The organism is Streptomyces sp. TOM-9, assembly GCF_056858595.1.
In genome coordinates this window covers 8,619,011-8,644,297 of the sequence record NZ_JBXEQB010000001.1, presented here as the reverse complement: position 1 = coordinate 8,644,297, position 25,287 = coordinate 8,619,011, and the positions used below count along the sequence as shown (strand labels likewise).

The 25,287-nt window shown below is 72.6% G+C and carries 24 protein-coding genes; 11 read left to right on the top strand and 13 right to left on the bottom strand.

The genetic code is table 11. The annotated features are described in order from the left end of the window. Positions 1-1,407 carry an amidase gene (locus tag AC1VWI_RS39725; RefSeq protein WP_499515897.1) on the bottom strand — a complete coding sequence of 469 codons (1,407 nt, stop codon included), beginning with the start codon at positions 1,405-1,407 and terminating at the stop codon, positions 1-3. Between the two features lie 55 nt (positions 1,408-1,462). Here AC1VWI_RS39725 and AC1VWI_RS39720 point away from each other — a divergent pair, with 55 nt between their 5' ends. Further along, on the top strand, positions 1,463-2,257 hold the full coding sequence (locus AC1VWI_RS39720) for an SDR family NAD(P)-dependent oxidoreductase (RefSeq protein WP_499515896.1): 795 nt from the start codon (positions 1,463-1,465) through the stop codon (positions 2,255-2,257). A gap of 94 nt (positions 2,258-2,351) precedes the next feature. Here the strand turns inward: AC1VWI_RS39720 and AC1VWI_RS39715 are convergent, their stop codons facing one another. The 5 genes from AC1VWI_RS39715 to AC1VWI_RS39695 all read right to left on the bottom strand — a co-directional run bounded on the left by AC1VWI_RS39715 (position 2,352) and on the right by AC1VWI_RS39695 (position 7,389). After that, the gene (locus tag AC1VWI_RS39715; protein ID WP_499515895.1) at positions 2,352-3,329 is read right to left on the bottom strand and encodes an ABC transporter permease; all 978 of its coding nucleotides are present in this window, start codon (positions 3,327-3,329) and stop codon (positions 2,352-2,354) included. A gap of 175 nt (positions 3,330-3,504) precedes the next feature. Beyond that, the gene (locus tag AC1VWI_RS39710; protein WP_499515894.1) at positions 3,505-4,449 is read right to left on the bottom strand and encodes a MerR family transcriptional regulator; all 945 of its coding nucleotides are present in this window, start codon (positions 4,447-4,449) and stop codon (positions 3,505-3,507) included. A gap of 34 nt (positions 4,450-4,483) precedes the next feature. Further along, the gene (locus AC1VWI_RS39705; RefSeq protein ID WP_499515893.1) at positions 4,484-6,133 is read right to left on the bottom strand and encodes an FAD-dependent oxidoreductase; all 1,650 of its coding nucleotides are present in this window, start codon (positions 6,131-6,133) and stop codon (positions 4,484-4,486) included. After that, complete coding sequence (locus AC1VWI_RS39700) at positions 6,130-6,804, bottom strand: DUF5987 family protein (RefSeq protein WP_499515892.1); 675 nt, start codon at positions 6,802-6,804, stop codon at positions 6,130-6,132. The genes AC1VWI_RS39705 and AC1VWI_RS39700 overlap by 4 nt, the downstream gene beginning before the upstream one ends. Before the next feature lie 3 nt (positions 6,805-6,807). Then, entirely contained in the window at positions 6,808-7,389 is a 582-nt protein-coding gene (locus tag AC1VWI_RS39695; protein ID WP_499515891.1) for a hypothetical protein, read from the bottom strand. Between the two features lie 194 nt (positions 7,390-7,583). Here AC1VWI_RS39695 and AC1VWI_RS39690 point away from each other — a divergent pair, with 194 nt between their 5' ends. Beyond that, positions 7,584-8,276 carry a FadR/GntR family transcriptional regulator gene (locus tag AC1VWI_RS39690; RefSeq protein ID WP_499515890.1) on the top strand — a complete coding sequence of 231 codons (693 nt, stop codon included), beginning with the start codon at positions 7,584-7,586 and terminating at the stop codon, positions 8,274-8,276. 60 nt (positions 8,277-8,336) lie between these two features. Here the strand turns inward: AC1VWI_RS39690 and AC1VWI_RS39685 are convergent, their stop codons facing one another. Beyond that, the gene (locus AC1VWI_RS39685; protein WP_499515889.1) at positions 8,337-9,074 is read right to left on the bottom strand and encodes an SDR family NAD(P)-dependent oxidoreductase; all 738 of its coding nucleotides are present in this window, start codon (positions 9,072-9,074) and stop codon (positions 8,337-8,339) included. A 135-nt stretch (positions 9,075-9,209) separates the two neighbouring features. Between AC1VWI_RS39685 and AC1VWI_RS39680 the strand changes: the two genes are divergently transcribed. The 5 genes from AC1VWI_RS39680 (at position 9,210) to AC1VWI_RS39660 (ending at position 14,349) form a co-directional block, all read left to right on the top strand. Continuing rightward, the gene (locus AC1VWI_RS39680) at positions 9,210-9,851 is read left to right on the top strand and encodes a TetR/AcrR family transcriptional regulator (protein WP_499515888.1); all 642 of its coding nucleotides are present in this window, start codon (positions 9,210-9,212) and stop codon (positions 9,849-9,851) included. A 270-nt stretch (positions 9,852-10,121) separates the two neighbouring features. Next, positions 10,122-10,433, top strand: coding sequence for an SRPBCC family protein (locus AC1VWI_RS39675; protein WP_499515887.1), 312 nt, complete (start codon positions 10,122-10,124; stop codon positions 10,431-10,433). 50 nt (positions 10,434-10,483) lie between these two features. Further along, the gene (locus AC1VWI_RS39670; protein ID WP_499515886.1) at positions 10,484-11,035 is read left to right on the top strand and encodes a YrhB domain-containing protein; all 552 of its coding nucleotides are present in this window, start codon (positions 10,484-10,486) and stop codon (positions 11,033-11,035) included. 234 nt (positions 11,036-11,269) lie between these two features. Continuing rightward, positions 11,270-12,013: an HAD family hydrolase gene (locus AC1VWI_RS39665; RefSeq protein WP_499515885.1), complete on the top strand. Its 744-nt coding sequence runs from the start codon at positions 11,270-11,272 to the stop codon at positions 12,011-12,013. Further along, positions 12,010-14,349: a glycoside hydrolase family 65 protein gene (locus AC1VWI_RS39660; RefSeq protein WP_499515884.1), complete on the top strand. Its 2,340-nt coding sequence runs from the start codon at positions 12,010-12,012 to the stop codon at positions 14,347-14,349. The genes AC1VWI_RS39665 and AC1VWI_RS39660 overlap by 4 nt, the downstream gene beginning before the upstream one ends. Before the next feature lie 60 nt (positions 14,350-14,409). Here the strand turns inward: AC1VWI_RS39660 and AC1VWI_RS39655 are convergent, their stop codons facing one another. Beyond that, positions 14,410-15,399, bottom strand: a complete 990-nt coding sequence (locus AC1VWI_RS39655) for an LLM class oxidoreductase (protein ID WP_499515883.1) — start codon at positions 15,397-15,399, stop codon at positions 14,410-14,412. A gap of 80 nt (positions 15,400-15,479) precedes the next feature. Then, positions 15,480-16,694: an MFS transporter gene (locus tag AC1VWI_RS39650; protein ID WP_499515882.1), complete on the bottom strand. Its 1,215-nt coding sequence runs from the start codon at positions 16,692-16,694 to the stop codon at positions 15,480-15,482. A 160-nt stretch (positions 16,695-16,854) separates the two neighbouring features. Here AC1VWI_RS39650 and AC1VWI_RS39645 point away from each other — a divergent pair, with 160 nt between their 5' ends. Next, positions 16,855-17,325, top strand: coding sequence for a MarR family winged helix-turn-helix transcriptional regulator (locus AC1VWI_RS39645; protein WP_499515881.1), 471 nt, complete (start codon positions 16,855-16,857; stop codon positions 17,323-17,325). Between the two features lie 170 nt (positions 17,326-17,495). Continuing rightward, positions 17,496-18,323, top strand: coding sequence for an aldo/keto reductase (locus tag AC1VWI_RS39640; protein ID WP_499515880.1), 828 nt, complete (start codon positions 17,496-17,498; stop codon positions 18,321-18,323). 64 nt (positions 18,324-18,387) lie between these two features. On the opposite strand, the gene AC1VWI_RS39635 is transcribed toward AC1VWI_RS39640, so the two are convergent. Both AC1VWI_RS39635 and AC1VWI_RS39630 read right to left on the bottom strand, forming a co-directional pair. Further along, positions 18,388-19,251, bottom strand: coding sequence for an alpha/beta fold hydrolase (locus tag AC1VWI_RS39635; RefSeq protein WP_499515879.1), 864 nt, complete (start codon positions 19,249-19,251; stop codon positions 18,388-18,390). 38 nt (positions 19,252-19,289) lie between these two features. After that, positions 19,290-19,682, bottom strand: coding sequence for a hypothetical protein (locus AC1VWI_RS39630; RefSeq protein WP_499515878.1), 393 nt, complete (start codon positions 19,680-19,682; stop codon positions 19,290-19,292). A gap of 239 nt (positions 19,683-19,921) precedes the next feature. Between AC1VWI_RS39630 and AC1VWI_RS39625 the strand changes: the two genes are divergently transcribed. After that, positions 19,922-22,264, top strand: coding sequence for an FdhF/YdeP family oxidoreductase (locus tag AC1VWI_RS39625; RefSeq protein ID WP_499515877.1), 2,343 nt, complete (start codon positions 19,922-19,924; stop codon positions 22,262-22,264). A 64-nt stretch (positions 22,265-22,328) separates the two neighbouring features. Here the strand turns inward: AC1VWI_RS39625 and AC1VWI_RS39620 are convergent, their stop codons facing one another. Both AC1VWI_RS39620 and AC1VWI_RS39615 read right to left on the bottom strand, forming a co-directional pair. Then, the gene (locus AC1VWI_RS39620; protein WP_499515876.1) at positions 22,329-22,748 is read right to left on the bottom strand and encodes an SRPBCC family protein; all 420 of its coding nucleotides are present in this window, start codon (positions 22,746-22,748) and stop codon (positions 22,329-22,331) included. 35 nt (positions 22,749-22,783) lie between these two features. Beyond that, positions 22,784-23,794, bottom strand: a complete 1,011-nt coding sequence (locus tag AC1VWI_RS39615) for an aldo/keto reductase (RefSeq protein ID WP_499515875.1) — start codon at positions 23,792-23,794, stop codon at positions 22,784-22,786. Between the two features lie 287 nt (positions 23,795-24,081). On the opposite strand from AC1VWI_RS39615, the gene AC1VWI_RS39610 reads away from it, so the two are divergent. Beyond that, on the top strand, positions 24,082-25,185 hold the full coding sequence (locus tag AC1VWI_RS39610; protein WP_499515874.1) for an NADH:flavin oxidoreductase/NADH oxidase: 1,104 nt from the start codon (positions 24,082-24,084) through the stop codon (positions 25,183-25,185). Positions 25,186-25,287: the final 102 nt, after the last annotated feature.

Genomic DNA, 25,287 nt, shown 5'->3' with positions numbered 1-25,287 from the left:
TCATTGTGTCACCGCGGCAGGGGCGCACTGCTCGTACCAGCGCTGATCGCTCTCCAGCTGCGCGGCGAGCGAGATCAGCAGGGGCTCGCTGTGGGCCGGCCCGAGGAGCTGGGCGCCCACCGGCAGGCCGTCGCCGAAGCCCGCCGGGACGCTGATGCCGGGCCAGCCGAGCACGTTCCAGGGCCAGGCGTACGGGCAGGCCGCGATCACCGCCCGGTCGGTGCGCCGCCCGGACAGCTCCGTCATGGCGCCCACGGCCGGGGGCGGGGTGGCGGTGGCGGGGGTGAGGAGCACGTCGAAGCGGGAGAAGATCTCCCCGATCCGGCGGTGCTGGCCGCCCTCCGCGCGGCGGGCGCGGCGCAGGGCGGCCCCGGCGAGCAGACGCCCGTTCCGGGAGGCGGTCAGGGTGCGGGGGTCGAGGAGCGTACGGTCCGGGACGCGGTCGCTCCACTGGCTGATGCCGGCGAACGCGCGGGGCAGGAAGCTCAGTCCGATCAGGCCGTAGCGCGGCTCGGCCTCCTCCACGTCGTGGCCCAGCCGGGCGAGGGCGTCGGCCAGGTCCCCGAGCGCGCGGCGCACGGACGGGTGGAGCGGGGCACGGGCGGCGACGAACGGGGGCCGCCAGGACACCGCGATCCGCAGCCGGCCCGGCTCGCGACCGGCCGCCTCGACGGCGGCGATGCCCGGGGGCCGGTGGAGGTCGCCCGGGTGCTGTCCGGCGGCGGCGTCCAGCAGCAGCGCCGCGTCGCCAACGGTGCGGGCGAGCGGGCCGTTGACGGTCAGGCCGTGGAAGGACTCGGCGTCGGGCCAGGTGGAGACCCGGCCACGCTGCGGCTTGATGCCCACCAGACGCGTCCACGCCGCGGGGATGCGGACCGAACCCGCCCCGTCCGAGCCCAGCGCCCCGGCCACCACCCCGGCGGCCACCGCCGCCGCCGCGCCGCCGGAGGAACCCCCGGGCGTGTGCCCGAGGTCCCACGGGTTGCGGGTGGCACCAAAGGCGGGGCCCTCGGTGAACGGCCACTGCCCCAGCTCACAGGTGTTGGTCTTGCCGACGACGATCGCGCCGGCCGCACGCAGCCGCCGTACCGCCTCGCCGTCCTCGGACTTGGCCGGGAAGGCCCCGGCGCAACCGAACGCGGTCGGTTCGCCCGCCAGGTCCGTGTCGTCCTTGATCGCGACGGGGACGCCCAACAGCGGCAGCCGCTCGCCCCGCTCCAGCCGCCGGTCGGCCTCCTCGGCCTCCGCCAGGGCGGGCTCGGCGCGCACACGGCGGAAGGCGTTGACGGTCGGCTGGGTGGCGTCGATGCGGCCGAGCGTCACGCGCACCAGCTCCGCCGCGGTGACATCGCCTTCGCGCAGCGCCCGGGCCTGCGCCGCGAGGCCCTCGGTACGGGCAGTGGACACGGCCGCCCCCTCTCCCTATTGTTCGTTCGAACGAACGAGACGGGAGGTTAGACGGATGCGCATCGCCGGTGCAACTGTTCTGCTCACCGGTGCCACGGGTGGGCTCGGCCAGGACATGGCGCGCGAACTCGCCGCCAGGGGCGCGCGGTTGACCCTCAGCGGGCGCCGCGCCGACATCCTCGAACCCCTGGCCAAGAGCCTGGACGCGAGGGCCGTCCCCGCCGACCTCGCGGACCGCGCCGACGTGGAGCGGCTGGCCGCCGAGTGCGCCGGCGTCGACGTCCTCGTGGCCAACGCCGCCCTGCCGAGCAGCGGCGAGCTGCTGGACTACTCCCCCGACCAGCTCGACCGCGCCCTGATGGTGAACCTGCGGGCACCGGTCCTGCTGGCGCGGCTGCTGGCGCCGGCCATGGTCGAGGCCGGGCGGGGCCACGTCGTCCTCATCGGCTCGCTGTCCGGCAAGGCCGCCTCGCGGTCCACTTCCCTGTACAGCGCGACCAAGTTCGGCCTCCGCGGCTTCGCCCACGGCTTCCGCGAGGACCTGCACGGCACCGGTGTCGGGGTGTCCCTGGTCCAGCCCGGATTCGTCCGGGATGCCGGCATGTTCGCCGACACGGGTGCCAAGGCACCTGCCGGGGCACGTACCGTGACGCCCCGGCAGGTCACGGCGGGGGTCGTCCGGGCCGTCGAACGCAACCTCGGCGAGGTGAACGTGGCCCCGCCCGAGCTGCGCCTGCTCAGCGCGGTGGCCGGGCAGTTCCCGGTGTTCGCCGCCCGCGTCCAGCGGCTCAGCGGATCCGCCGAGCGTGCGACGCGGGACATCGTGACCGCGCAGCGGCACCGCCGCTGAGCGGCCGTCCGCCGCAGGCCGGGAACGTGCGCGCCGCTGCCGGACGGCGGGGCCGCCGTACGGGTGTGACGCCGTCCGGCACGACCGTACGGGGTCACATCTGCGGGTACCGGCGCCGCCGCCAGGTCCACGCCACCGCGGCGGCCGCCGCCGCCCAGCCGAAGAGCACCAGGTACGGGAAGGCGTACTGGTTCTCGGCGAAGTAGATCGCGTTGTGCTGGGCGTTGACCGAGGCCCCGGGCGGCAGCCAGCGGCCGACGGCCCCCAGCGGCTCGGGCAGGAGCAGCCAGGACACCGCCCCGCCCGAGGACGGGTTGCCGAGCAGCACCATGAGCAACCACGTCGGCAGGATGGCCCATTTGCCGAACAGCATGTAGAACGCCGTGAACACCAGCCCCGAGGTCACCATCGTGAGGGTCAGGATCGCCCAGGACTGGAGGAAGGGCAGCCGCAGCACGTGCAGCCCCCAGTCCACCACCGCGACGATGGACAGGCTTCCGAGCGCGGAGTACGCGACGATCGTCAGGAAGCGCTCCAGCGGTCTGAGCTCCGACGCGTGCACGGTCAGCTGCACCGCGCCGAGGAAGCCCACGATGACCGCGGCGAGCGTGATGTAGAAGATCGCGAGCCCCTGCGGGTCGCCGGGCTGCAGCGGTCTGAGGTCGCCGAGGCTCAGCCGCACCCCGGCCTGCGCGGCCGCCACCGGGGCCGCCGCCGCCAGCACACGCGCCACCGAGGCCCCCGCGGCCGGCACCAGGTCGAACGAGACGGTGCCGCCCCCGGCCTTGGTCTGCGCCACGGCGAACACATGCTGCCGGTCGACGGCGTCGACGGCGGCCGCCCGCGTGGCGAAGCGCCGCTGCACCAGTTCGGTGCTCAGGCCCGAGTCCATGCCCGCCACGAACTTCTGCAGCTGGGGGGAGTCGTCCACGACGCCGATCGGGATGTGATGCGGTGTCGGATGCGCCATGGCGAAGCTGTACGAACCGGCGAACAGCCCCGCCCCCACCGCCAGGAGCAGGACGATGACCACGGCCGGCCGGAAACGTGACAGCCCGGAGGGGGGAGTCATCGGCATACCCTCATCGCGCCCTCCGAAAGGCCGAGGCCCGTCCCCGGCGGCTTCGCGGCACGGCCGGCGGTGTGGGGCGAACCCGCGGCCCAAGTTACTGCCGGTGATCCACCCCCGCTACCTGACGGGACGTGGGCCCGGCGCACCGACGCGCTGGGCCCGGCGAGCCGTCCGGTCACGCGGCGGCGGCCTCCAGGGCGCGGACGGCCCAGTCGAGGGCGGGCCCGCGGCTCTCCAGGACGGGCCAGCCGTTGACCACCGCGAGCAGCCGGGCGTACCGCTCCCGGCGCGGGTCGGACGCGGTCCGCAGACGGGTCAGCAGTCGTCGCCGGAGCTCGGCGCCGTCCGCGGCGCCGAGGAGGTCCGCGTACTCCGCGGCGACGGCCGCGACGACGGTACGCGCCCGGTCGGAGGCAGGGTCGACGCCCGCGGCCAGGGTGGGGACGACCCGCTCGCCGACCGACGCGACGACGTCGCGGCGCGGCGACGTGGTCCCGGCGCGGGCACGGTCGGCCGCGTGCTCCCCGGCCATCCGGCGCATCGTGGCCCGGAAACCTGGGTCCTGTGACAGTTCGGCGAGCTCCACCCACGCCTGGACCTGGTCCGGCCCGGGGTCCTCGGGCAGCGCCGGGGTGAGGGAGCGGCGCAGGCCCTCGATCGCGGGCGCGTCCGCGAGGTCACCGGGTCCGCCGAGGACGGCGTCGAGGAAGTCGTCGATGAGCCGTCCGCGTTCCGCAGCGGACAGCCCGGCCAGTTCGTGCATGAGCTCCGTCTCCTCCGGGGTGGACCCGCGCCGGGCCACGGCCGTCAGCACCGCGCGCCGCAGCCGCAAGGTGCGGATCTGCGTCTCCAGGGCCGCGGCATGGGCCGCCGCGACCTCGGGCAGGGACAGCTCCCGGTCCACGACCCGCCGGATCGTGGCCAGGTCGAGTCCCAGCTCGCGCAGGGTCCGTACGAGTTCCAGCCGGGCCAGGGCCTCGTCGCCGTAGCGGCGGTAGCCGGCCGGACTGCGGCCGGCCGGCGTCACGATCCCCCGGTCGGAGTAGAAGCGGATGGTCTTGACCGTCAGCCCGGTGCGCCGGGCCAGGTCGCCGATCGAGTAGCGCGCGTCGCCGTTCACGCCCGCTACTCTTCCGTCTCCCCCCGGGGGAGACTCAAGCCCCCGCGCGGGCCGCGACGGCACGGGCCGCCGCCGCGACACCGCCCCCGCGGGCCGCGCCGGTGAGCGGATCGCTCGGTGCGTAGCGCACGGCGACGCCGTACTGGGCGCAGCGGGCGGCGATGGCGGGACAGGCACGTTCCGCGAGGGCCGCGATGGTCAGGGAGGGGTTGACGGTGAGGGAGGTGGGGACGGCCGCACCGTCCGTCACGAAGAGGCCGGGGTGGGTGCGCAGCTCGTTGAGCTCGGTCAGCGCGGAGATCGCGGCGGAGTCGCCGAGCCGGCAGGAGGCGAGGGGGTGGGCGGTCACCGTGCCCGCCACATCCTCGCTCCACGGGCGGACGGTGGCGAGGCCGTCCCGTTCCAGCACCGCCCGTGCGTACGTGTCGGCCTCGGACCAGCCGCGCCGCGTGCCGGCCGTCGGTGCGAACCGCATGGTGCCCAGGCCCAGCCCGTTGGCCAGGCGGGTGAAGCTGCCGGTGAGGGGCGGCACGCCGAAGCTGCCCTCGGCCTCGTCCTCGGTCATGGCGAGCACGGTGAGCCAGGAGCGCCAGCGGGCCCGCATCTGCTTCTTGGCGACACCCGACCAGCGCCCCGCGGCGGTCTGGGCGAGGGAATTGGTGACGGTCGGGAAGTAGATCTGCTGGAGGGTGAAGCGGGAGAACTCCGGCGCCCGGGCGTCGAGGCGGTCGAAGGACGCCGCGGTGATCGGCATCCCGATGTGCAGTGCCTCGTACGCCACCGTCGCGCTGCGCGCCAGCCCGAGCAGGGAGCGGACCTTGCCCTCGTCCATCTCCGCGACGCTGACCCGGTCGCCGTTGCCGGAGAAGTAGCCGCCGACGGCGGGCGGGACTCCCCCCAGGGCGAGCGCCGAACGCTGCAGCAGGACCGGTGTGCCGACCGCGCCCGCGGCCAGCACCAGGACCTTGGTGTGGAGGGTGCCCGCGCCGGTGGGGCAGGTGTAGTCCGCCGGGTCCACGGTGGTGTAGTCGACGGCGTAGCGGTATCCGGGCACCGTGGACGGGCGGATCAGCTGCACCTCGTGCAGGGGGCGGATCTCGGCGCCGTGCGCCTCCGCGGCGGGCAGGTAGTTGAGCAGCATGGAGCGCTTGGCACCGAAGCGGCAGCCCGAGAGCATCCAGTTGCAGTCGGTGCAGCGGGCCCGGTCGACGGCGACGGGCACCGGGTTGCAGGTGTGCCCGGCGCGGTCGCAGGCGGCGGCCAGCACGCCGCCCGCGTACGAGACGTCGGGCCAGTCGAGCTTCGTCACCGGCAGGGCCTGCTCGACCTGCTCGTACCAGGGGTCGAGGGCGGCGCGGCTGAGGGAGGCGGGCCACAGCCGCCGTCCCGCGGCGTCGCGCCGGTCGAAGACGAAGGACGGCGCGCGCAGCGACGCGGCGAAGTAGACGACGCTGCCCCCGCCCACGCAGTTGCCCGCGACGACGGAGATGCCGTCGCCCTTGATCACGTCGACGATGCGGGGGTACGCGCCCAGGTCGAGGTCGTGGGTGAAGTCCTCGGTGGCCAGGCGCGGTCCGCGTTCGAGGACGGTGACCCGGGCTCCCGCGGCGGCGAGGTGGTAGGCGGGTATCGCACCGCCGAAGCCGCTGCCGATGACGAGGACATCGGTGGTCTGGGGGCTCATGCGGGGCTCCCGGAGGGGGTGGTGGCGGGGTGCGGCTCGGAGAGGGCCGTGCCGTAGGAGTGGGACGGGTAGCGCCACAGACCGTCGGCGTCGGGCGGCGGGAAGCCGGTCCAGACCAGACCGGGGTGGCCTTCGGCGAGGGCCTGCGCGGTGTGGCGGTGGGCGGCGGTGTCGAAGGCCAGACCGACGAGGAAGGCGAGCAGTTGCCAGATCGGGCGGTCGAGGTCGTCGGCCCGGAAGAGCCCGGTGACCAGGGTGGTGCGGTGGTCGAAGGAGAGACCGACGAAAGGCGGTCGGTCGAGCGGGAGCAGGATGAGCCGGCTGATGGCGTACGCGGTGGCGCGGGCGTCCAGCAGCGCCGCGATGCCCGGCAGGAGCGGGTTCAGCGGGAGGTCGGGCGAGGTGAGCAGGGTGATGACCCCGGCCTGTACGGCGCCCGGGCCGGAGGCGGCGCCGGCGATGGCGCGGTCGGAGGGGGAACGTCGTTCCCCCGGCACAAGGGTGTCGGCGAAGGCCTCCAGGGTGGAGACCGGCCAGGAGCCGAGCGCGGCGGCCGCGGCAGGAGCGGCCGCGGCGGGAGCTGCCATCGTGCCCAGCGCGGGCAGGGCGGCGACGGCGGCGGCCAGACCGCGCAGCACTGCGCGCCGGTCGATGCCGGGGAGCGGCTCCATCGGCTACCACCCCGCGCACAGGAGGCTGAAGGGCAACGTGACGGAGAGCCCGCTCTCGCCGGCCTCGTCCCCGTACGCGTCCAGGACGTCCGCGACCTCGGGCAGTTGCGGACGCAGCGCGGCCACCAGGTCGCCTATGCCCACGGTGACCCCGTTGAGCCGGAAGTTCGTCAGGAGCATCGCCGCACGCCGGTTGCGCTTGTCGAACCAGTAGCGGCCGTCCCAGGAGACGTACGGAACCGCCCCGGTGGTGGACTGCACGCTCCAGTGGTCGCGCTGGTAGTAGCGGCACACGGGGAGGGCGAGCGCGAAGCGGGCGGGTTCGGCGAGCAGGAATCGGACGGCGCCGCCGTTGTCGAGGGTGATGTCGCGCTTGGAGTACTCCACGCACACCGGGTCGGACAGCCAGAGCCACGGGTCGGGGGTCTCGCCCTCCCCGTACGCGTGCCAGTCGCAGGCGGCGGCGAACGACGGCTCGGAGTACGGGTCGGGAGCGTTGGCCGAGGCGGGGGCGGTGGCGGTCACCGCGAACAGGGCGGCCGCGGCCAGGGTCAGCAGGCGTGAGGAACGGCGGAAGCGGGGCATGGGCAGACTCCGGCGGTCGTGGGGACGGGGCGTACGGGGCCTGGGCACCACGCAGGATGCCGCTGACACGACGTCAGGGCAAGGGGTTGCACACAGACTCATTGAATGAGTGGCTCATCCACTGCCTGAGTATGTTGACGCGGTCCCCGTTGCTCGGTGGGCTTGGACCGGACCGCTTCGAGAGGACGACCACGGTGGAGCCACTGCCCCGCGAGACCATCGTCGACGTGCTGGAACGCCGCCTGCAGGAGGACATCCTGGGCGGCACCCACCCCGCCGGCACCCTGCTGCCCCCGGAACAACGCCTCGCCGAGGGCTACGGCGTCACCCGCACCACGGTGAAGCACGCCTTCGGCCGGCTCATCCAGGCCGGTCTCCTGGAGACCCGCCACGGCGTCGGCACCCGGGTCCGCGACTACCTGCGCCTCGGCGGCGCGGACCTGCTGCCCATGCTCGTACGGCACAACCCCGGGTGGCTGGCCGACATCTTCGAAGTCCGTGCCGGTGTCGGCACGTTGATCGCCGAACGCGCCGCCGTCAAGGCCACTCACCCGCAACGCGCCCGGCTGCGCACCCTCCTGGACGCCGTCGGCGCCGCCGCCGACCCCGACGCCGTCCAACTGGCCGACGCCGAGGTCCACCGCGCCCTCGCCCAGGCCACCGGCAACCGCGTCTACGTGCTCCTCACCAACACCCTCTTCGCCGCCTACCTGCCGTTGCGCGCCCGCCTCGTCGCCCCCTTCCGCGACCCGGCGGAGGCCGCCGCCCGCCTGGAACCCCTCGTCACCGCCGTCATCGACGGTGCCGCGACCACGGCCCGCACGGCGGCCCAGACGTACCTCGCCGAGACGCAGCGCATCATGCTGGAGGCGCTGGAGTCGTCCTGAGCCGGGCGGGCCGCCGCGGAAGGGTTCCCCGGTTCCCCCTGTCCGCGGCGGCCGGCCGCGTCAGCGGGCCTGGTCGGTGGGCCGGATCAGGATCTCGTTCACCGCGACATGGTCGGGCTGGGTGACCGCGTACAGGACGGCGGCGGCGATGTCCTCGGGCTGCAGGGTCCGCATGGACTCGGCCATGCTCTTCGCCATGGCCCGGATCCCCGGGTGGGTGATGTGGCTGGTCAGCTCGGTCGAGACGAAGCCGGGTTCGACGAGCACGACCCGGACACCCTGCTCGGTGACCTCCTGCCGGAGCGACTCCGCGAAGGCGGTGACGCCGAACTTGGTGGCCGAGTAGGCGCCGCTCGCGGCCGTCGCCGTGCGCCCCGAGGTCGAGGAGACCTGGACCACGGCCCCCTTGCGCTCCAGCAGGTGGGGCAGGGCGGCGTGGACCGCGTACATCGAGCCGAGCAGGTTGGTCTCGACCATGCGCGTCCACTCGGTGGTGTCCGCGTCGAGGATCGGGCCGCTGAGCATGACGCCCGCGTTGTTGACCAGGATGTCGAGACCTCCGAAGCGCTCGACGGTCGCCGCGACCGCGTCACGCACCGATGCGTGGTCGGTGACGTCCAGATCGAGGGCGAGCATCTCGCCGGGGGCGTCCTGCACGAGGTCCTTCAGCCGGTCGGCCCGCCGGGCCCCGACCGCGACCAGGGCGCCGGCCTTCGACAGGGCGAGGGCCGTGGCCCGGCCGATGCCCGAGGACGCGCCGGTGACGAGGACGACCTTGCCTTCCAGGGTGCCGCTCACGTTGTTCTCCCAGGAGTTCGTGTTCGTGGTTCGCGACCCGGGCAGAAGATGACCGCCGGGTCATGTTGAGCGTAACAGCTAACCTGACCCTCCGGTCACCTTGGTGATAGGCTCCACACCTGGGAGGAGGCAGGGATGAGCGGGACGACAGCCACTCCGGGCCAGCGGGCGGACATGGTGCGCAACCGACGCCTGCTGCTCGAGGCGGCGACGGCGGCGTTCGCCGAGCACGGGGTCGACGTGCCGATCGGTGAGATCGCCCAGCGGGCCGGCCTCGCCAAGGGCACGGTCTTCCGGCACTTCGCCTCGAAGGAGGACCTCCTCGCGGCGATCATGCTCCAGTTGCTCGACCAGCTCGTCGGCTCGGCCGGCCGCCTCCTGGAGGCCGACGACTCGGGCGCGGCGCTGCGCGAGTTCATGACCGACGGCGTCGAAGCGCTCGCCACCGACCGCGCGTTCTGCGAGGTGATCGGCCGCCCGTCACTGCAGCACGCCGAGGTCCGCGACCGCATCGCCCTGCTCTGCGACGCCGCCGAGGCGCTCACGGCCCGGGCGCGCGAGCAAGGCGCCGTGCGCGGCGACATCACGGGGACCGACGTCGTCCTGCTGCTCGGCGGGATCCACCAGACGGCGGCACCGCTGCTGCCCATCCAGCCGCAGGCGTGGCGCCGCTACCTCGCGCTGGCCTTCGACGGACTGCGCGCCACCGACTCCGGACCCTTGCCGGAGCCGCCGCCCGCGCGCCTGGAGATCGCCGACCCCACGACGTCGCCGTAAGGCACGCGCACCCACCCCTTCCCCGACCAGCGGAACATCGGGCCCGCCGGCGCATGCCGCCGGCGGGTCTTGACCACGCCCATGCGACGACGCGGGCGTCGGAGCGAGCGCCACGTGTCCCAGGCGTGCATGTCGCTGACGAGCCGCCACACCGTGGCGACCGGTGCGTCAACGGTGACCGAGCTGGTCGACCTGACCGCGCGCGCTCGTCCAGCCGGCCCTTCTTCGCGTACTCCTCGTGAAGTTCCCCGAGCGGCGGGCCCGCGTGCCGTGGAACCGGACGCGCGCTTCCGCTGGAAGCTGCGGGGGACGCGCATCACGTCCTCCTTCGCCGTGGTGGCGCCCGAGCGGGAGCTGTCGTGGACGGGGCTGGCGATGGGCTGGATGAAGGCGGTCGACCGGATGCGGATGGCACCCAGCGACGACGGCCGGACGGTCGTCACGATCGAGGAGTCGCTCTCCGGGCCGCTCCTCACGCTGTTCTACGACAGCGCACGGCTCCGCAGGGGCCACGAGGACGTACTCCGCATGCTGAAGGCCGCCGCGGAGGAGAGCCCGGCCTCGTGCCGACCCGGGACCTAGGACCAAGGGACCACTGGCCCGGTCCGCGCCGGTTGCGGGATGCTCCCCGCATGATCGAGCGCGAGGACGCGGTCCGGAGGGTCCAGGAGCACCTGGACCGGTGCTTCCCCGGGCGCATGGCGGTGGTGGAGGCCGAGGAGCACGAGCTGGCGTGGGTCGTCGTCTACCAGTCCGCGCAGTACGTCAGGACCGGCGACGCGGAGCACCTCCTGGCCGGCAACGGACCGTACCTGGTGGACCGGGCCGACGGCCGCATGCACGCGATCGGACCTGTGGACTACCTCATGGGCGGATGGGAGGACGAGTACCGGGCCCGTGTCCGCGGACTGCCGGTGCGGACCGCGGTGGACGATCTGGACGACGGGATCCGCACGTCGGTGGCCGCCCACGGCCGCGTGTTCGCCATGGTCGAGCTGCGGGAACGGATACCGGCGCTCACCCCCGCCGACGCCTTGGCCTACGTGACGGCCCTTCAGGCCGCCCGCCCCGCGCCGCGGCGTCCGCTCGCCGTCGTCAGCGAGGCCCTGGTGCCGTACCGGGAGCCCGTGATCAAACCCGTCCCCCAGCGACGCGAAGACGCCGGTCAGGACGGGGGAACCTGACCGGCGCCGGTCTGCGTTGCGGGGCCGCGGTGGCGGTCGCCCCCGGCGAGGGGCTCCGTGGGGCTTCAGCCGAACGATCGTCCCCACGGGCGAAGGGATGAGGCCCGGGGTCACTGGCCCACTCACGGCACCCGCATCAGGTGGAACCGTGCCCCGGCCCGGATTGTTCCCGCGTCCCGGTGGTCCGCGGCCGCGGAAGGCATGCCCGGGGCCCGCTGCGGGGAAGCGCGTTGCATGACGAAGACCGGTCTCCCGGAGGGCATCCGGGCCTGCCTGTTCGATCTCGACGGAGTGCTGACCAAGACCGCGGTCGTGCACGCCGCCGCCTGGAAGGAGGTGTTCGACGACTTCCTGCGGCACCGGGAGGGTGCGGACTTCCGCCCCTTCGACAAGGTGACCGACTACGACGAGTACGTCGACGGACGCCCACGCGCGGACGGCGTGCGGGCCTTCCTGGCCTCGCGCGGCATCGAACTGCCCGAGGGCTCCGCGGACGACCCGCCCGAGCGCGACACGGTGCACGGGGTGGGCAACCGCAAGAACGAGATCCTGCTGGAGAAGATCCGCAGCGAGGGCGTCGAGGCCTATCCGGGCTCGGTCCGCTACGTGAAGGCCGTACGGGCCGCCGGCCTGCGGACGGCCGTGGTGTCCTCCAGCGCCAACTGCCGCGACGTGCTGGTCGCGGTCGGCATCGAGGACCTCTTCGACGTGCGCATCGACGGTGTGGTGGCCGCCGAGCGCAAACTCCCCGGGAAACCACACCCCGACACCTTCCTGGAGGCGGCGCGCGAGTTCGGGGTGGAGGCGAAGGCGGCGGTGGTCTTCGAGGACGCGCTGGCCGGCATGGACGCCGGCCGCTCCGGCCACTTCGGGTACGTCGTGGGGGTGGACCGGGTGGGCCAGGCCGACGCCCTGCGCGCGCACGGCGCCGACATCGTCGTGCGGGACCTCGCCGAGCTGCTGGAGGCGGACGCGTGATCAGCCACTCCTCCTACGTGGTCGAGCCGTGGTGCCTGCGTGAGACCGAACTGGACCTCGACGTGCTCGCCCAGAGCGAGTCGGTGTTCGCCCTCTCCAACGGCCACGTCGGCTGGCGCGGCAACCTCGACGAGGGCGAGCCGCACGGGCTGCCCGGCTCCTATCTGAACGGTGTCCACGAACGGCACCCGCTGCCCTACGCGGAGGCGGGTTACGGCTACCCGGAGGCCGGCCAGACCGTCATCAACGTCACCAACGGCAAGATCATCCGGCTGCTCGTCAACGACGAGCCGTTCGACGTGCGCTACGGGCGGCTCGTCTCGCACGAACGCGTCCTCGACCTGCGCGCCGGGCATCTGCGCCGCACCTGCGAATGGACCTCCCCGGCCGGCTGCACCATCCGGGTGACCTCGACCCGCCTGATCTCGCTCACCCAGCGGTCCATCGCCGCGGTGGTGTACGAGGTCGAGGCCGTGGACGACGTGCGCCTGGTCGTCCAGTCCGAGCTGGTGGCCAACGAGCAGCTGCCGACGACCTCGGGCGACCCCCGGGTCTCGGCCGTGCTGGACTCCCCCTTGCAACCGGAGGAGAACCTGGCCCTGGACAACCGTCTGCGCCTGGTGCACTCGACCTCGGTCACCGGACTGCGGGTCGCGGTGGCGGCCGACCACGCCGTGGAGGGGCCGCCGTCCACCCGGAGCTTCAGCGAGAGCAACGACGACACCAGCCGGCTCACCGTCACCTCGTCCCTGGCGGCCGGGGAGAAGCTGCGCCTGGAGAAGATGGTCTCCTACGGCTGGTCCCAGGTCCGTTCGCTGCCCGCCGTGCGCGACCAGGTGGAGGCGGCGCTCGCGGGCGCCCGCAGCACGGGCTGGCAGGGGCTGTGCGACGAGCAGCGCGACTACCTCGACGCGTTCTGGGCGCGGGCGGACGTGGAGATCGACGGCGACGCCGAGATCCAGCAGGCGGTCCGTTTCGCCATGTTCCACGTCCTGCAGGCGGGTGCGCGCGCCGAGCAGCGGGCGATCCCGTCGAAGGGCCTGACGGGCTCGGGCTACGACGGGCACTCCTTCTGGGACACGGAGACCTTCGTCCTTCCGCTGCTCACCCTGACCTCGCCGGAGTCCGTCGCGGAGGCGCTGCGCTGGCGCCGTGCCACCCTGCCCGCCGCCCGGGAGCGCGCCCACCAGCTCGGCCTCGAGGGCGCCGCCTTCCCGTGGCGCACGATCGACGGCTCCGAGGGCTCGGGCTACTGGCCGGCGGGAACGGCCGCGTTCCACATCAACGCGGACATCGCCGACGCCGTCGTCCGCTACGTCTCCCTCACCGGCGACGAGGACTTCGAGCGCGAAACGGGTGTGGAGCTCCTGGTCGAGACCGCGCGCATGTGGCACTCCCTGGGTCACCACGACCCCCACGGGAACTTCCACATCGACGGGGTCACCGGGCCCGACGAGTACAGCGCCATCGCGGACGACAACGTCTACACCAACCTGATGGCCCAGGCGAACCTGCGCGCCGCCGCCGACGTCGTCGAACGCCACACCAAGGAGGGCGCGGCCCTCGGCGTCGACGACGAGGAGACGGCCGCCTGGCGGGACGCGGCCGCGGCCATGACCGTCCCCTACGACAGCGCGCTCGGCGTCCACGAGCAGTCGGCGGGCTTCACCCGGCACCAGATGTGGGACTTCTCCACCACGCAGCCCGACCAGTACCCGCTGATGCTGCACTTCCCCTACTTCGACCTGTACCGCCGGCAGGTGGTCAAGCAGGCGGACCTGGTACTGGCGATGGTCAAGCAACCGGAGGCCTTCGACGACGAGCAGAAGGCCCGGAACTTCGCCTACTACGAGCCGATGACGGTGCGTGACTCGTCCCTTTCGGCGTCGACGCAGGCGATCATGGCCGCCGAGGTCGGTCATCTGCGCCTCGCCTACGACTACCTGGGCGAGGCGGCGCTGATGGACCTGCACGACCTGGAGAACAACACCCGCGACGGCCTGCACATCGCCTCCCTCGCCGGCACCTGGGCCGCGCTGGTCGGCGGCTTCGGCGGGATGCGGTACCGGGACGGCTGCGCCGCCTTCGCACCGCGGCTGCCGGAGAAGCTGCGGCGGCTCGCCTTCACCCTGCAGGTGCGGGGGCGGCGGCTGAGGGTGGAGATCACCGGCGCCGCGGCGACGTACACCCTGCTGGACGGGGAGCCGCTGGAGCTCTACCACTACGACGACGGGTTCACGCTCACCGTCGACCGCGCGCAGACGCGCAAGGTGCCGACCCTGCGCACGCGTCAGGCGCCGGAGCAGCCGCCGGGCCGCAGTCCCCGGCACCGCTGACCTCCCCGCCCGCCGGGCGGATGCGCCGGCGCCGGTTCCCCGAGGGGGCCCGGCGCCGGGTCAGCGCCCGGGGAAGTGGGGCAGGACCTCCTCGGCGAGTTCGTGCAGCACCTCCGCGACCGGGCGGTCCCCCGGACGGAGGTTGAGGGAGACGTGGGCGACGCCCAGGTCCGCCATCGCGCCCAGGTGGTCGACGAGGGCGGTGCGACCGGTACGCAGGCCGAGGCGGATCGGCTCCGGCCGGGCCGCGGGGTCCGCGACCAGGTCGAGCAGCATGGGAGTGAGGTAGGGCTTGTACCGCCCGCCGGTGAGTTCCCGCCACCGCTGGACGTCGTCGCGCAGGGCGTCGAGGGGCCGGGGGTAGTTCAGGCCCGCGTCGGCGTGCCCGGCGATCCACTCCGGGGCCTGACGGGCGCTGCCCGCCACCGCGATCGGGATGTCCCCGCCCACGGGCTTCGGCAGGACGTCGATCCGCCGCTCGGCCCGGAGCCCGGTGCCGGGCAGGGCCAGCCCGAGCCCGGGAGCGGGGGTCGCCCAGGCGGCGCGCAGGGTGCGCACGCCGTCGCGGAAGGCCTGTCCGCGGCCGTCGAAGTCGGCACCGAAGAGCGGGTACTCCACCGGGCGGTCCCCGCTGGCCAGGCCCAGGACGAGGCGTCCTCCGGAGAGCACGTCGACGGTGGCCGCGGCCTTGGCCACGTGCAGCGGGCTGCGCAGCGGCAGGACGACGGCGGAGGTGCCGAGCACGACGTGTTCGGTCAGCGCGGCGAGGTGCCCGAGGTAGGCGAAGACGTCGAAGACGGATCCGGCGTCGCCGAAGGCGAGCGGGTCGTACACCGGTACGTCGCGCAGCCACAGGGCGCTGAAGCCGAGGCCGTCGGCGAGCCGGGCGAGGTCGGCGTGACCGCTCAGGTCCGGCACCCCGAAGGGACGGCCGGCCTGCTGGTCGGCGGCACGGCGGCCGGCTCCCCAGTCGTTGTCCAGGGGCAGTTCGAGTCCGAGGGTGAGCCGCTGGTGCGGGCCGGTGAGGCGGGTGAGGGCGGTGCTGGTCATGGTGCGGGCCTTCGTCGGTGCGGTGTCGGGGCCGGGGCCGGGACCGGGACCGGCGGTGCCCGTGGTCCCGGCCCCCGCGGTCAGTGCCGGGAGGTGAGGGCCGGCTGCTCGGCGGGCGCGGCCCCGGTGACGACCCGGCTGGTGCGGCCGCCGCGGCCCTTCTCCAGTGCCGCGGAGACGACCGCGAGCACGAGGGCGGAGGCGGTGAGGACCGCCCCGACGAGGTTCGGCGCGGTGTAGCCGAAGCCCGCGGCGATCACGACCCCGCCGAGCCAGGCGGACAGCGCGTTGCCGAGGTTGAAGGCGCCGATGTTGACGGCCGAGGCCAGGGTGGGGGCGCCGGACGCCTGGTCCAGGACCCGCTTCTGCAGCGGCGGCACCGTTGCGAAGCCCAGGGCGCCGATGAGGAGGATCGTCACACCGGCCGTGACCTCGTTGTGGGCGGTGAGGGTGAACAGCGCCAGCACGGCGGCCAGGGAGCCCAGTGCCGTGTACAGCATCGGCATCAGGGCGCGGTCGGCGTACTTGCCGCCGACCAGGTTGCCGACGACCATGCCCGCGCCGAACAGGACCAGCAGCCAGGTGATGGAGGAGTCCGCGAACCCGGTGACCTCGGTCATCATGGGCGCGATGTAGGTGATGGCCGCGAAGACGCCGCCGAAGCCGAGCACGGTCATCGCCATGGCCAGCAGGACCTGGACGTTGCGGAAGGCGCCCAGTTCGTGGCGCAGGCGCACGCCCTGCGGCTTGGGCATGTCGGGCACCAGCTTGAGGACGCCGGCCAGGCCGACGACGCCGAGGCCCGCGACGACGAAGAAGGTCACGCGCCAGCCGGCGTTCTGACCGATGAAGGTGCCCAGCGGCACGCCGATCACGTTGGCCACGGTGAGGCCGGCGAACATCATCGAGATCGCGCGCGCCTTCTTCTCCGGGGCCACCAGGTCGGCGGCGACGACCGAGCCGATGCCGAAGAAGGCGCCGTGCGTGAACGAGGCGAGGATGCGCCCGGCCATCATCACGCCGAAGGCGGGTGCCAGGGCGGAGACCAGGTTGCCGAGCACGAACAGGCCCATGAGCAGCATGAGCATGTTCTTGCGGGAGACCTTGGTGCCGAGCAGCGTCATGATCGGCGCGCCGATCATGACGCCGAGTCCGTAGCCGGTCACGAGCAGGCCGGCGGTGGGGACGGAGACCCCGAAGTCGGAGGCGACCTCGGGCAGCAGGCCCATGATCACGAATTCGGTGGTTCCGATCCCGAAAGCCCCGATGGCGAGGGCCAGGAGCGCGAGAGGCATGGCGGAGACCTTCCAGATGTTGCAGTGGCACCTAACAAGCGAAAACAATAATTGCAGACGCGCTATAACGTCAAACGCTGGACATCTTCGGGCGGCGGCTTACCATGGCCAGTGACGACGAACAGCCTTCGCCCGCAGCCGCCGCACAAAGGGGACCTCGATGACCGCCACCGATCCGGCCCTGACCGCCCTCGCCCAGGGGTGGCACGCCCTGTCGCTCCTGCACGGACGGATCGAGGGGCGGATCGAGAAGCAGCTCCAGATTCACCACGACCTCAGCGTGCGCGAGTACTCCCTGCTCGACGTCCTCAGCCGTCAGCACGACGGGGAGGGCGGCCACCTTCAGATGCGCCAGGTCGCCGACGCCGTCGTGCTGAGCCAGTCGGCGACGACCCGCCTGGTCACCCGGCTGGAGGACCGCGGCCTGCTGGCCCGCTACCTCTGCCCCACCGACCGGCGCGGCATCTACACGGACGTGACGGAGGCCGGCCTGAAGCTGCTGGAGGAGGCCCGGCCGACGAACAACGCGGCGCTGCGCGCGGCGATGGACGACGCGGCACTCGTCCCGGAGCTCGCACCCCTGGTCAAGGCGGTGGAGGACCTGCAGGGCGCGAAGGTCCCGGCTTCCTGACCCGGCCATTCCGCGTACGACCTTATTCCGCGTTTGCAATTAACCGCGTACACAACTAACCTGGTCGTGGAGCACGGGAAGGACGCGTCCCCCGCCCCCTCCCGGGACGTTCACCCGTCCGCACTCGCACCGGCACCCACCGCCGGGCGCGACGCGAAAGGATCTGCACCATGACCACCCCCACCCCGGACATCACGCTGAACAACGGCGTCACCATGCCGCAGCTCGGCTTCGGCGTCTTCCAGGTGCCCGACGCCGACACCGCGGCCGCCGTCACCTCGGCCCTGGAGAGCGGCTACCGCAGCATCGACACCGCGGCGATCTACGGCAACGAGGCCGGCGTAGGCCAGGCCCTCGCCGCCTCGGGCATCGCCCGTGACGAACTTTTCGTCACCACCAAGCTGTGGAACGGCGACCAGGGCTACGACAGCACCCTCGCCGCCTTCGACGCCTCCCTCGCCAAGCTCGGCCTCGACCACGTGGACCTCTACCTGATCCACTGGCCGGCCCCGGCCCGCGACACCTACCTGGACACCTGGCGCGCCTTCGAGAAGATCCACGCCGAGGGCCGGGCCCGCGCCATCGGCGTCTCGAACTTCCAGCCCGCGCACCTGCAGCGGCTCATCGACAACAGCGACGTCGTGCCCGCCGTCAACCAGGTGGAGCTGCACCCCCAGCTGCAGCAGGCCGAGCTGCGCGCCTTCCACGCCCGGCACGGCATCGCCACGGAGGCGTGGAGCCCGCTCGCCCAGGGCGCCGTCCTGAAGGACCCGGTCATCACCGGCATCGCCGGCCGCCTGGGCAGGACCCCGGCCCAGGTGATCCTGCGCTGGCACCTGCAGCTCGGCAACGTGGTCATCCCCAAGTCGGTGACCCCCGAGCGGATCCGCGAGAACCTCGACGTCTTCGACTTCGCGCTCTCCGACGCCGACGTCGCGGCGATCACCGCCCTCGACAACGGCACCCGCATCGGACCGGACCCCGACGCCTTCAACTGATCGCCCGGCCACGGGCCGCGGGAGCACCCCGCGGCCCGGCGGGCGGCACCGTACGGCGCGTGCCTCAGGAAGCGGTGCGCTCCTCGATCCGCCGCAGCGCCTGCTTGAGGTACCCGGCGAAGCGCGGGTAGTTCTCGCTCATCGGGAAGTGCCCGATCTCCTTCATCTCGATGAACTCGGCCCCGCGGATCTGCTCCGCGGTACGGGCCCCGTCCTCGGGGGTGGTCAGGTAGTCGTACTCGCCGGTGAGCATGACGACCGGGCAGCGCTCCCCGTCGATCTCCCCCAGCCTGCCCCGGAGGTCGTGGTCGACGGAGTAGAAGTACAGGTCGCCCTTGAACGCCTCCGAGCCCTGGCTGTAGTAGAACCAGGTCGCCCAGCGGTCCGCGTCTGGCGACTGCGGGGCCATGAGGTCCCACACCCCGCTGGCGCAGACCTGCGCCGCGTTGGCGTGGGGGTGCTGCCACCAGTCGAGGTAGAAGCCGGGAGAGTAGTCCGCCCCCTCCACGGGGATGACCGCCTTGAAGCGGTCCGGGTGCCGCAGCGCCAGCTGCAGGGCCACGTTCCCGCCGAAGGAGGAGCCCATGAAGATCGGGTCCTCCAGACCGAGCGCGTCGCAGAACGCGGTGATGAAGGCGACGTAGTGGTCGGCGGTGAGCTTGTACTCCTCCTTCCACCACTCCTTGTTCAGCGGCGGGTCGGACTTGCCGTGGCGGGCGAGGTCGTAGGCGATGACACGGTGGTTCGCGGTGATCTCCTCGTCCTCCAGGAGGCCGCGCCACTGGTGGTTGTGGCAGCCCGCCGTGTGCTGGCACACCAGCGGCTGCCCCTGGCCGTTCTCCAGGTAGAAGACCTTGTACTGGACGTCCTCCACGTCGATCGTGACGTAGTGGCCGGTCACCGGGGAGATACGGGAGGCGGTGCTCATCTAGGGGTCCTTTCGGCGGTGCGGGGCGGAACGGTGGTTCAGCCCAGCGGGCCGGTGAGGCGGAGCAGTTCCAGCTGACGGGTGAGGCAGCGCAGGTTCTGCATGAGGACCAGCAGGTCGCCCTCCAGCCGCATGTCCCGCTGGAAGCTCGCCGCCCAGATGCCGTGGTACATCGGCTTGGGCACCGGCGAGCAGAACTCCCGCCAGGTCTCGGCACTGGCCCTGATGGCGAAGTCGTAGGCCGTGAGCGGTTCGGGATCGACGACGAGGTCCTCCACCCGGCCGCGGTGCATGCGCACCAGGAAGGCGTGCCGTTCCATGTCCAGCAGATAGGTGCAGCTGAAGTACGCCCCGTGCGCCCGCAGCTCCGCGTCGCCGTCACTGAGCCGGCGGAACTCCTCCACCGGCCCCTGCGCCGTTGCCGTCGCCATGTCCTCTCCTCGCTGACGCCGATCTTTGCGCTCAGCTAATACACCGCCGGGTGCGCACGGGCGGGGGGCACGCCGTCACGTCCCCCGCACGCACCCCGGCAAAGCGTCCGGTGGTGGCACCGCCACCCCGTACGGCGGACCCGCGCTCCTGGTGCGCCTCAGGAGAGGACAGCGCCCCACATGCCCCCATAGGATAAAGATCATCATTAAATGCAACATTTGTCCCGAAGGTGATCGGTATGAGCGTCCAGGGCGTGAACGAGCCGATGGCACCCGGCGACGGCCGGCCCGAGGTACCGCCGACCGGCGGTGAGGGTCCCGCCGACGACAAGCGGCCCTCCCGGCACGGCTACCACCACCCCGCCGCGGGATGGGGCGCCGCCAAGAGCGTCACCCGGGTACTGCTGCGGGAACGCGCACTGGTCGACGGCCCCCGGGCGATCTTCAAGATGAACCACGAGAACGGCGGCTTCGACTGTCCCGGCTGCGCGTGGCCCGACGACACCAAGGGACTCAAGCTCGACATCTGCGAGAACGGCATCAAGCACGTCACCTGGGAGATGACGCCCAAGCGCGTGACACGGGACTTCTTCGCCGCCCACACCGTCACGGAGCTGTCGACCTGGACCGACTTCGCGCTCGAGGACCAGGGCCGACTCACCGAACCCATGGTGTACGACCCCGGCACCGACCACTACGTGCCCATCTCCTGGCAGGCCGCCTTCGATCTCGTCGGCCGCGAACTCCGCGCCCTGGACAGCCCCCACGAAGCCTCCTTCTACACCTCCGGCAGGCTCGGCAACGAGGCCACCTTCCTCTACCAGCTGATGGCCCGGGAATTCGGCACGAACAACCTGCCGGACTGCTCCAACATGTGCCACGAGGCGTCGGGCCGGGCGTTGCAGGCGTCCCTGGGCACCGGCAAGGGCACCGCCGACCTGAAGGACTGGGATTCCGCCGAGGCACTGTTCATCATGGGCGTCAACGCGGCCTCCAACGCGCCGCGGATGCTGACCGCGCTCGCCGACGCCTACCGGCGTGGCGCCCAGATCGTGCACGTCAACCCGCTGATCGAGGCGGCTGCAACCCGGACGATCGTGCCGCACGAGATGACGGACATGGCCCTGTTCAAGTCGACCCGGACCAGCACGCTCAACCTGCAGGTCCGCGCCGGCGGCGACATGGCGCTCCTGCGGGGCATGGCCAAGGCCGTGCTGGAGCAGTCGGCCGGCGACCCCAAGGCGCTGGACCGGGAGTTCATCGAGCGCTACACGTCCGGCTTCGAGGAGTACCGCGCCCTGTGCGAGGCCACGCCCTGGGAGGAACTGGAGCACCAGTCCGGGCTGACCCGCGCCGACATCCTCAAGGCCGCGGCCGTCTACTCGCGTTCGGACCGCACCCTGATCAGCTGGTGCCTCGGCGTCAGCCAGCACGAGCACGGCGTGGACACCGTCCGCGAGATCGTCAACGTCCTGCTGCTCCGCGGCAACCTGGGGCGCGAGGGCGCCGGCCCCTCCCCCGTGCGCGGGCACAGCAACGTCCAGGGCAACCGCACGTGCGGGATCGACCACCGGCCGGCCGAGGCCTTCCTGGACCGGCTCGCCGCGGTCTGCGGCATCGACCCGCCCCGGGAGCACGGCCTGGACACGGTGGGCACCATCGCCGCCATGCACGAGGGCAGGATCAAGGTGTTCGTCGGGATGGGCGGCAACTTCGTGCTCGCCGCGCCCGACACCCCGTTCACGGCCCAGGGCCTGGCCAAGTGCGCCCTGACCGTGCACGTGAGCACCAAGCTCAACCGGAGCCACCTCGTCCACGGCAGGCAGGCACTGATCCTGCCGTGCCTGGGCCGCACCGAGAAGGACGAGCAGCGGCGCGGACTGCAGGCCACGTCCGTCGAGGACTCCATGAGCATGGTCCACCTGTCCGTCGGCATGAAGCGGCCCGCCTCGTCCCACCTGCTGTCCGAGCCGGCCATCATCGCCGGCATGGCGCGCGCCGCCCTCCCCGGCAGTGCCACGCCGTGGGAGCACTACGTCGAGGACTACGACCGGATCCGCGACACCATGGCCAAGGTCCTGGACGGGTTCGAGGACTTCAACCGTCGTGTCCGGCTCCCCCTCGGCTTCCGGATCCGCCAGCCCGCGCGCGAACTGGTCTTCTTCACGCCCTCCGGGCGTGCCGAGTTCTCCAGCGCGCCGCTGCCGGACGTGGTGCCCCGCGACGGGATGCTCGTCCTGCAGACGATGCGCTCCCACGACCAGTGGAACACGACCATCTACTCGGACGACGACCGCTACCGCGGCGTGAAGAACCTGCGCACCCTCGTCCTGATGAACCCGGCCGACATGCGGGCCCGGGACATCGAGCCCGGCACCCTCGTCGACATCACGGCGACGGCCAAGGACGGCAGCCGACGCACGCTCACCGGCTACCTCGCGCTGCCCTACGACATGCCCCGCGACTGCGCGGCCGGCTACATGCCGGAGATGAACGTGCTCATCGCCGCGAACGACTACAGCACCCAGAGCGACCAGCCGCTGATGAAGAGCGTCCGGGTCACCATCGGCCCCACCGGCTGAGGCGCCTGCCGTCACCACGACGCTCCCCCGCCACCGGACGTGACGGGGGAGCGTCGGCGCGGGTTCAGCCCGCGAGCGTGCCGTGGAGCGCTTCGAGGCCGTCGCGGTAGATGCCGGTGAACAGCTCGACCACCTCCGCCTCCCCGGCCCCGTCGGGGACGAACCGGCCGCTCCAGACGACCTCCGCGACCTCCGGCTGCCCGGGTACGGCGTGGACCCGCAGGTCGGAGACGTACCCGGTCACGGGGAAGGGCGCCTGAAGGATCGCGTACGCGTAGTGGCGCTCGGCTTCGTTGAAGGCCACCATGCGCTCGACGATCACCTCGCCGTCGGGGTTGCGGAGCCTGCGCACCCGCCCGCCCTCCAGTGGGGTGCTCTCGGGGATGAACGGGAGCCAGTCGGGCAGCGCGTGGAAGCCGCCGATCAGGTCCCAGACGCGTTCGGGCGACGCGGGCACGACTCGGCTGACCGAGGTGGACGCCATGGTCTTCCTCCTTGGCTTGTGGGGGGCGAGGGCGTTCAGGCGCCGTTCGGAAGCGGCGCGGCGGAGCTGACCAGGCCGGAGGCGCGCAGGTCGGACCAGAAGGCGGCCGGGACGTCCTCGTCGAGCGCGGCGATGTCCTCGGCGATGCGGCCCGGCTTGGTCGCGCCGGGGACGGCGGCGACGGCCACCGGGTGCGCGAGGGAGAACTGCAGGGCCGCCGCCTTGACGCTCACCCCGTGGCGGGCCGTGATCTCCTTGATGCGCCGTACGCGCTCGACGACCTCCGGGGGCGCGTCCTGGTACTCGAAGTGGGTGCCGCCGGCGAGGACCCCTGAGCTGTAGGGACCGCCGACGACCATGCCGACGCCCTGTTCCTGCGCCTTGGGCAGCAGCCGCTCCAGCGGGCGCGCGTGGTCCAGCAGGGTGTAGCGGCCGGCGAGCAGGAAGCCGTCGGGCTGCGGCTCGTCCAGGTCGAGGGTCAGCTCGATGGGCTCGACCCGGTTCACGCCGAGGCCCCAGGCCTTGATGACGCCCTCGTCGCGGAGCCGGGACAGCACGCGGAAGGCACCGGTGCGGGCCTCCTCGAACTTGCTCAGCCACAGGTCGCCGTGGAAGTCCTGGGCGATGTCGTGCACCCAGACGATGTCCAGGCGGTCGACGCCGAGGCGCTTCAGGCTTCCCTCGATCGACCGCTCGGTGGCGTCGGCGGTCCATTCGTGGAGCATCGCGTTCGGACGGCCGTGCTCGAACAGCCCGCCCTTCTCGCCGAGGTCGCGGGCGCCCGGCTCGGGCTCGTCCAGGATGACGCGCCCGACCTTGGTGGCCAGCACGTACTCGTCGCGGGGCCGCCGCGAGAGCAGCTCGCCGAGCCGCAGCTCCGCGAGGCCCGCGCCGTAGAAGGGGGCCGTGTCGTAGAAGCGGACGCCCTGGTCCCAGGCGGCCTCCAGGGTCGCGCTCACCTCCTCTTCGGGGATGGCGCGGAACATGTTGCCGAGGGGGGCGGTACCGAAGCCGAGGCGGCCGGGGATGAGTTCCTTGAGCGACATGGTGGTGCCTTTCGACGGCCGTACGCCGGGGCGAGGTACCCGCCGCGGGGCCGGGAGGTGAGGGGATTGCGCCTTACGAGGATCGACGTTACTTGCAGACGCGGACTAATGCAAACGCTTGATATCTGCGTCATCCACTTGTGGGCGATCGAACACTGCGCGCGGGATGCGGGAATTAATCAGCGCGTGCAATTATTGAGGGAGCCTGTAGGGCGCATACGCATGAGCGATGCACCGACGCGTCGCCGCGTGACCCGGCCCCGACCGCCCCCTGAGGAGACAGCTTCGTGACCACCACCTTGTTCGAGCCTTTCACCCTCCGGTCGCTGACCATTCCGAACCGGATCTGGATGGCCGCGATGTGCCAGTACAGCGCCGCGCCGGACGGCGAGCAGGCGGGCGTGCCGAACGACTGGCACTTCACGCACCTGGCGGCCCGGGCCACCGGCGGCACCGGACTGATCATCACCGAGGCCACCGCGGTCAGCCCCGAGGGCCGGATCAGCCCGTACGACCTCGGCATCTGGAACGACACCCAGGTCGAGGCCTTCCGCCGGATCACCGCCTTCCTGAAGTCCCAGGGCACCGTGCCCGGCATCCAGCTCGCCCACGCCGGCCGCAAGGCCTCCACCGAACGCACCTGGATCGACCGCGGCGCCCCCATCACCCCCGACGCCCAGCACGGCTGGACACCGGCCGGCCCCAGCGCCGTCCCGTTCGACACCGGCTCCACCACACCGGAACAGCTCAGCACCGAGCAGATCGGCCGGATCGTGGCGGACTTCGCCCGGGCCGCCCGACGCGCCCTGGACGCCGGGTTCCAGGTCGCCGAGATCCACGGGGCCCACGGGTACCTCATCAACCAGTTCCTGTCCCCGCACAGCAACCACCGCACCGACGCCTACGGCGGCGACTTCGCCGGCCGCACCCGCTTCGCCCTGGAGGTCGTCGACGCCGTCCGCGCCGTCTGGCCTGCCGACCTGCCGGTCTTCTTCAGGATCTCCGCGACCGACTGGCTGAGCGAGAACGCCGACGACGACCGCGAGGGCTGGACCGCCGACGACACCGTCCGCCTCGCCAAGGAGCTGCAGGCCCGGGGCGTGGACCTGATGGACGTCTCCACCGGCGGCAACGCCCCCAACGCCAAGATCGTCGCGGCTCCCGGGTACCAGGTGCCGTTCGCCGAGCGTGTCCGCAACGAGACCGGTATGCCCGTGGCGGCCGTCGGCATGATCACCGAACCCGACCAGGCGCAGGCCATCGTCGGCTCCGGTGGTGCGGACGCCGTCCTCCTCGGCCGCGAGCTGCTGCGCGACCCCTACTGGGCGCGCCACGCGGCCACCGCGCTGGGCGGGAAGGTCACCACCCCCGTCCAGTACCACCGCGCCTGACGGCCGTAACAGCCCCGTCCCCGTCGTACCGTCGTACGGCGGGGACGGCGCACGCCAGAGGCGGAAATCGCGTTGCGCGGCCTCTCCCCGCCCGGACAGCAT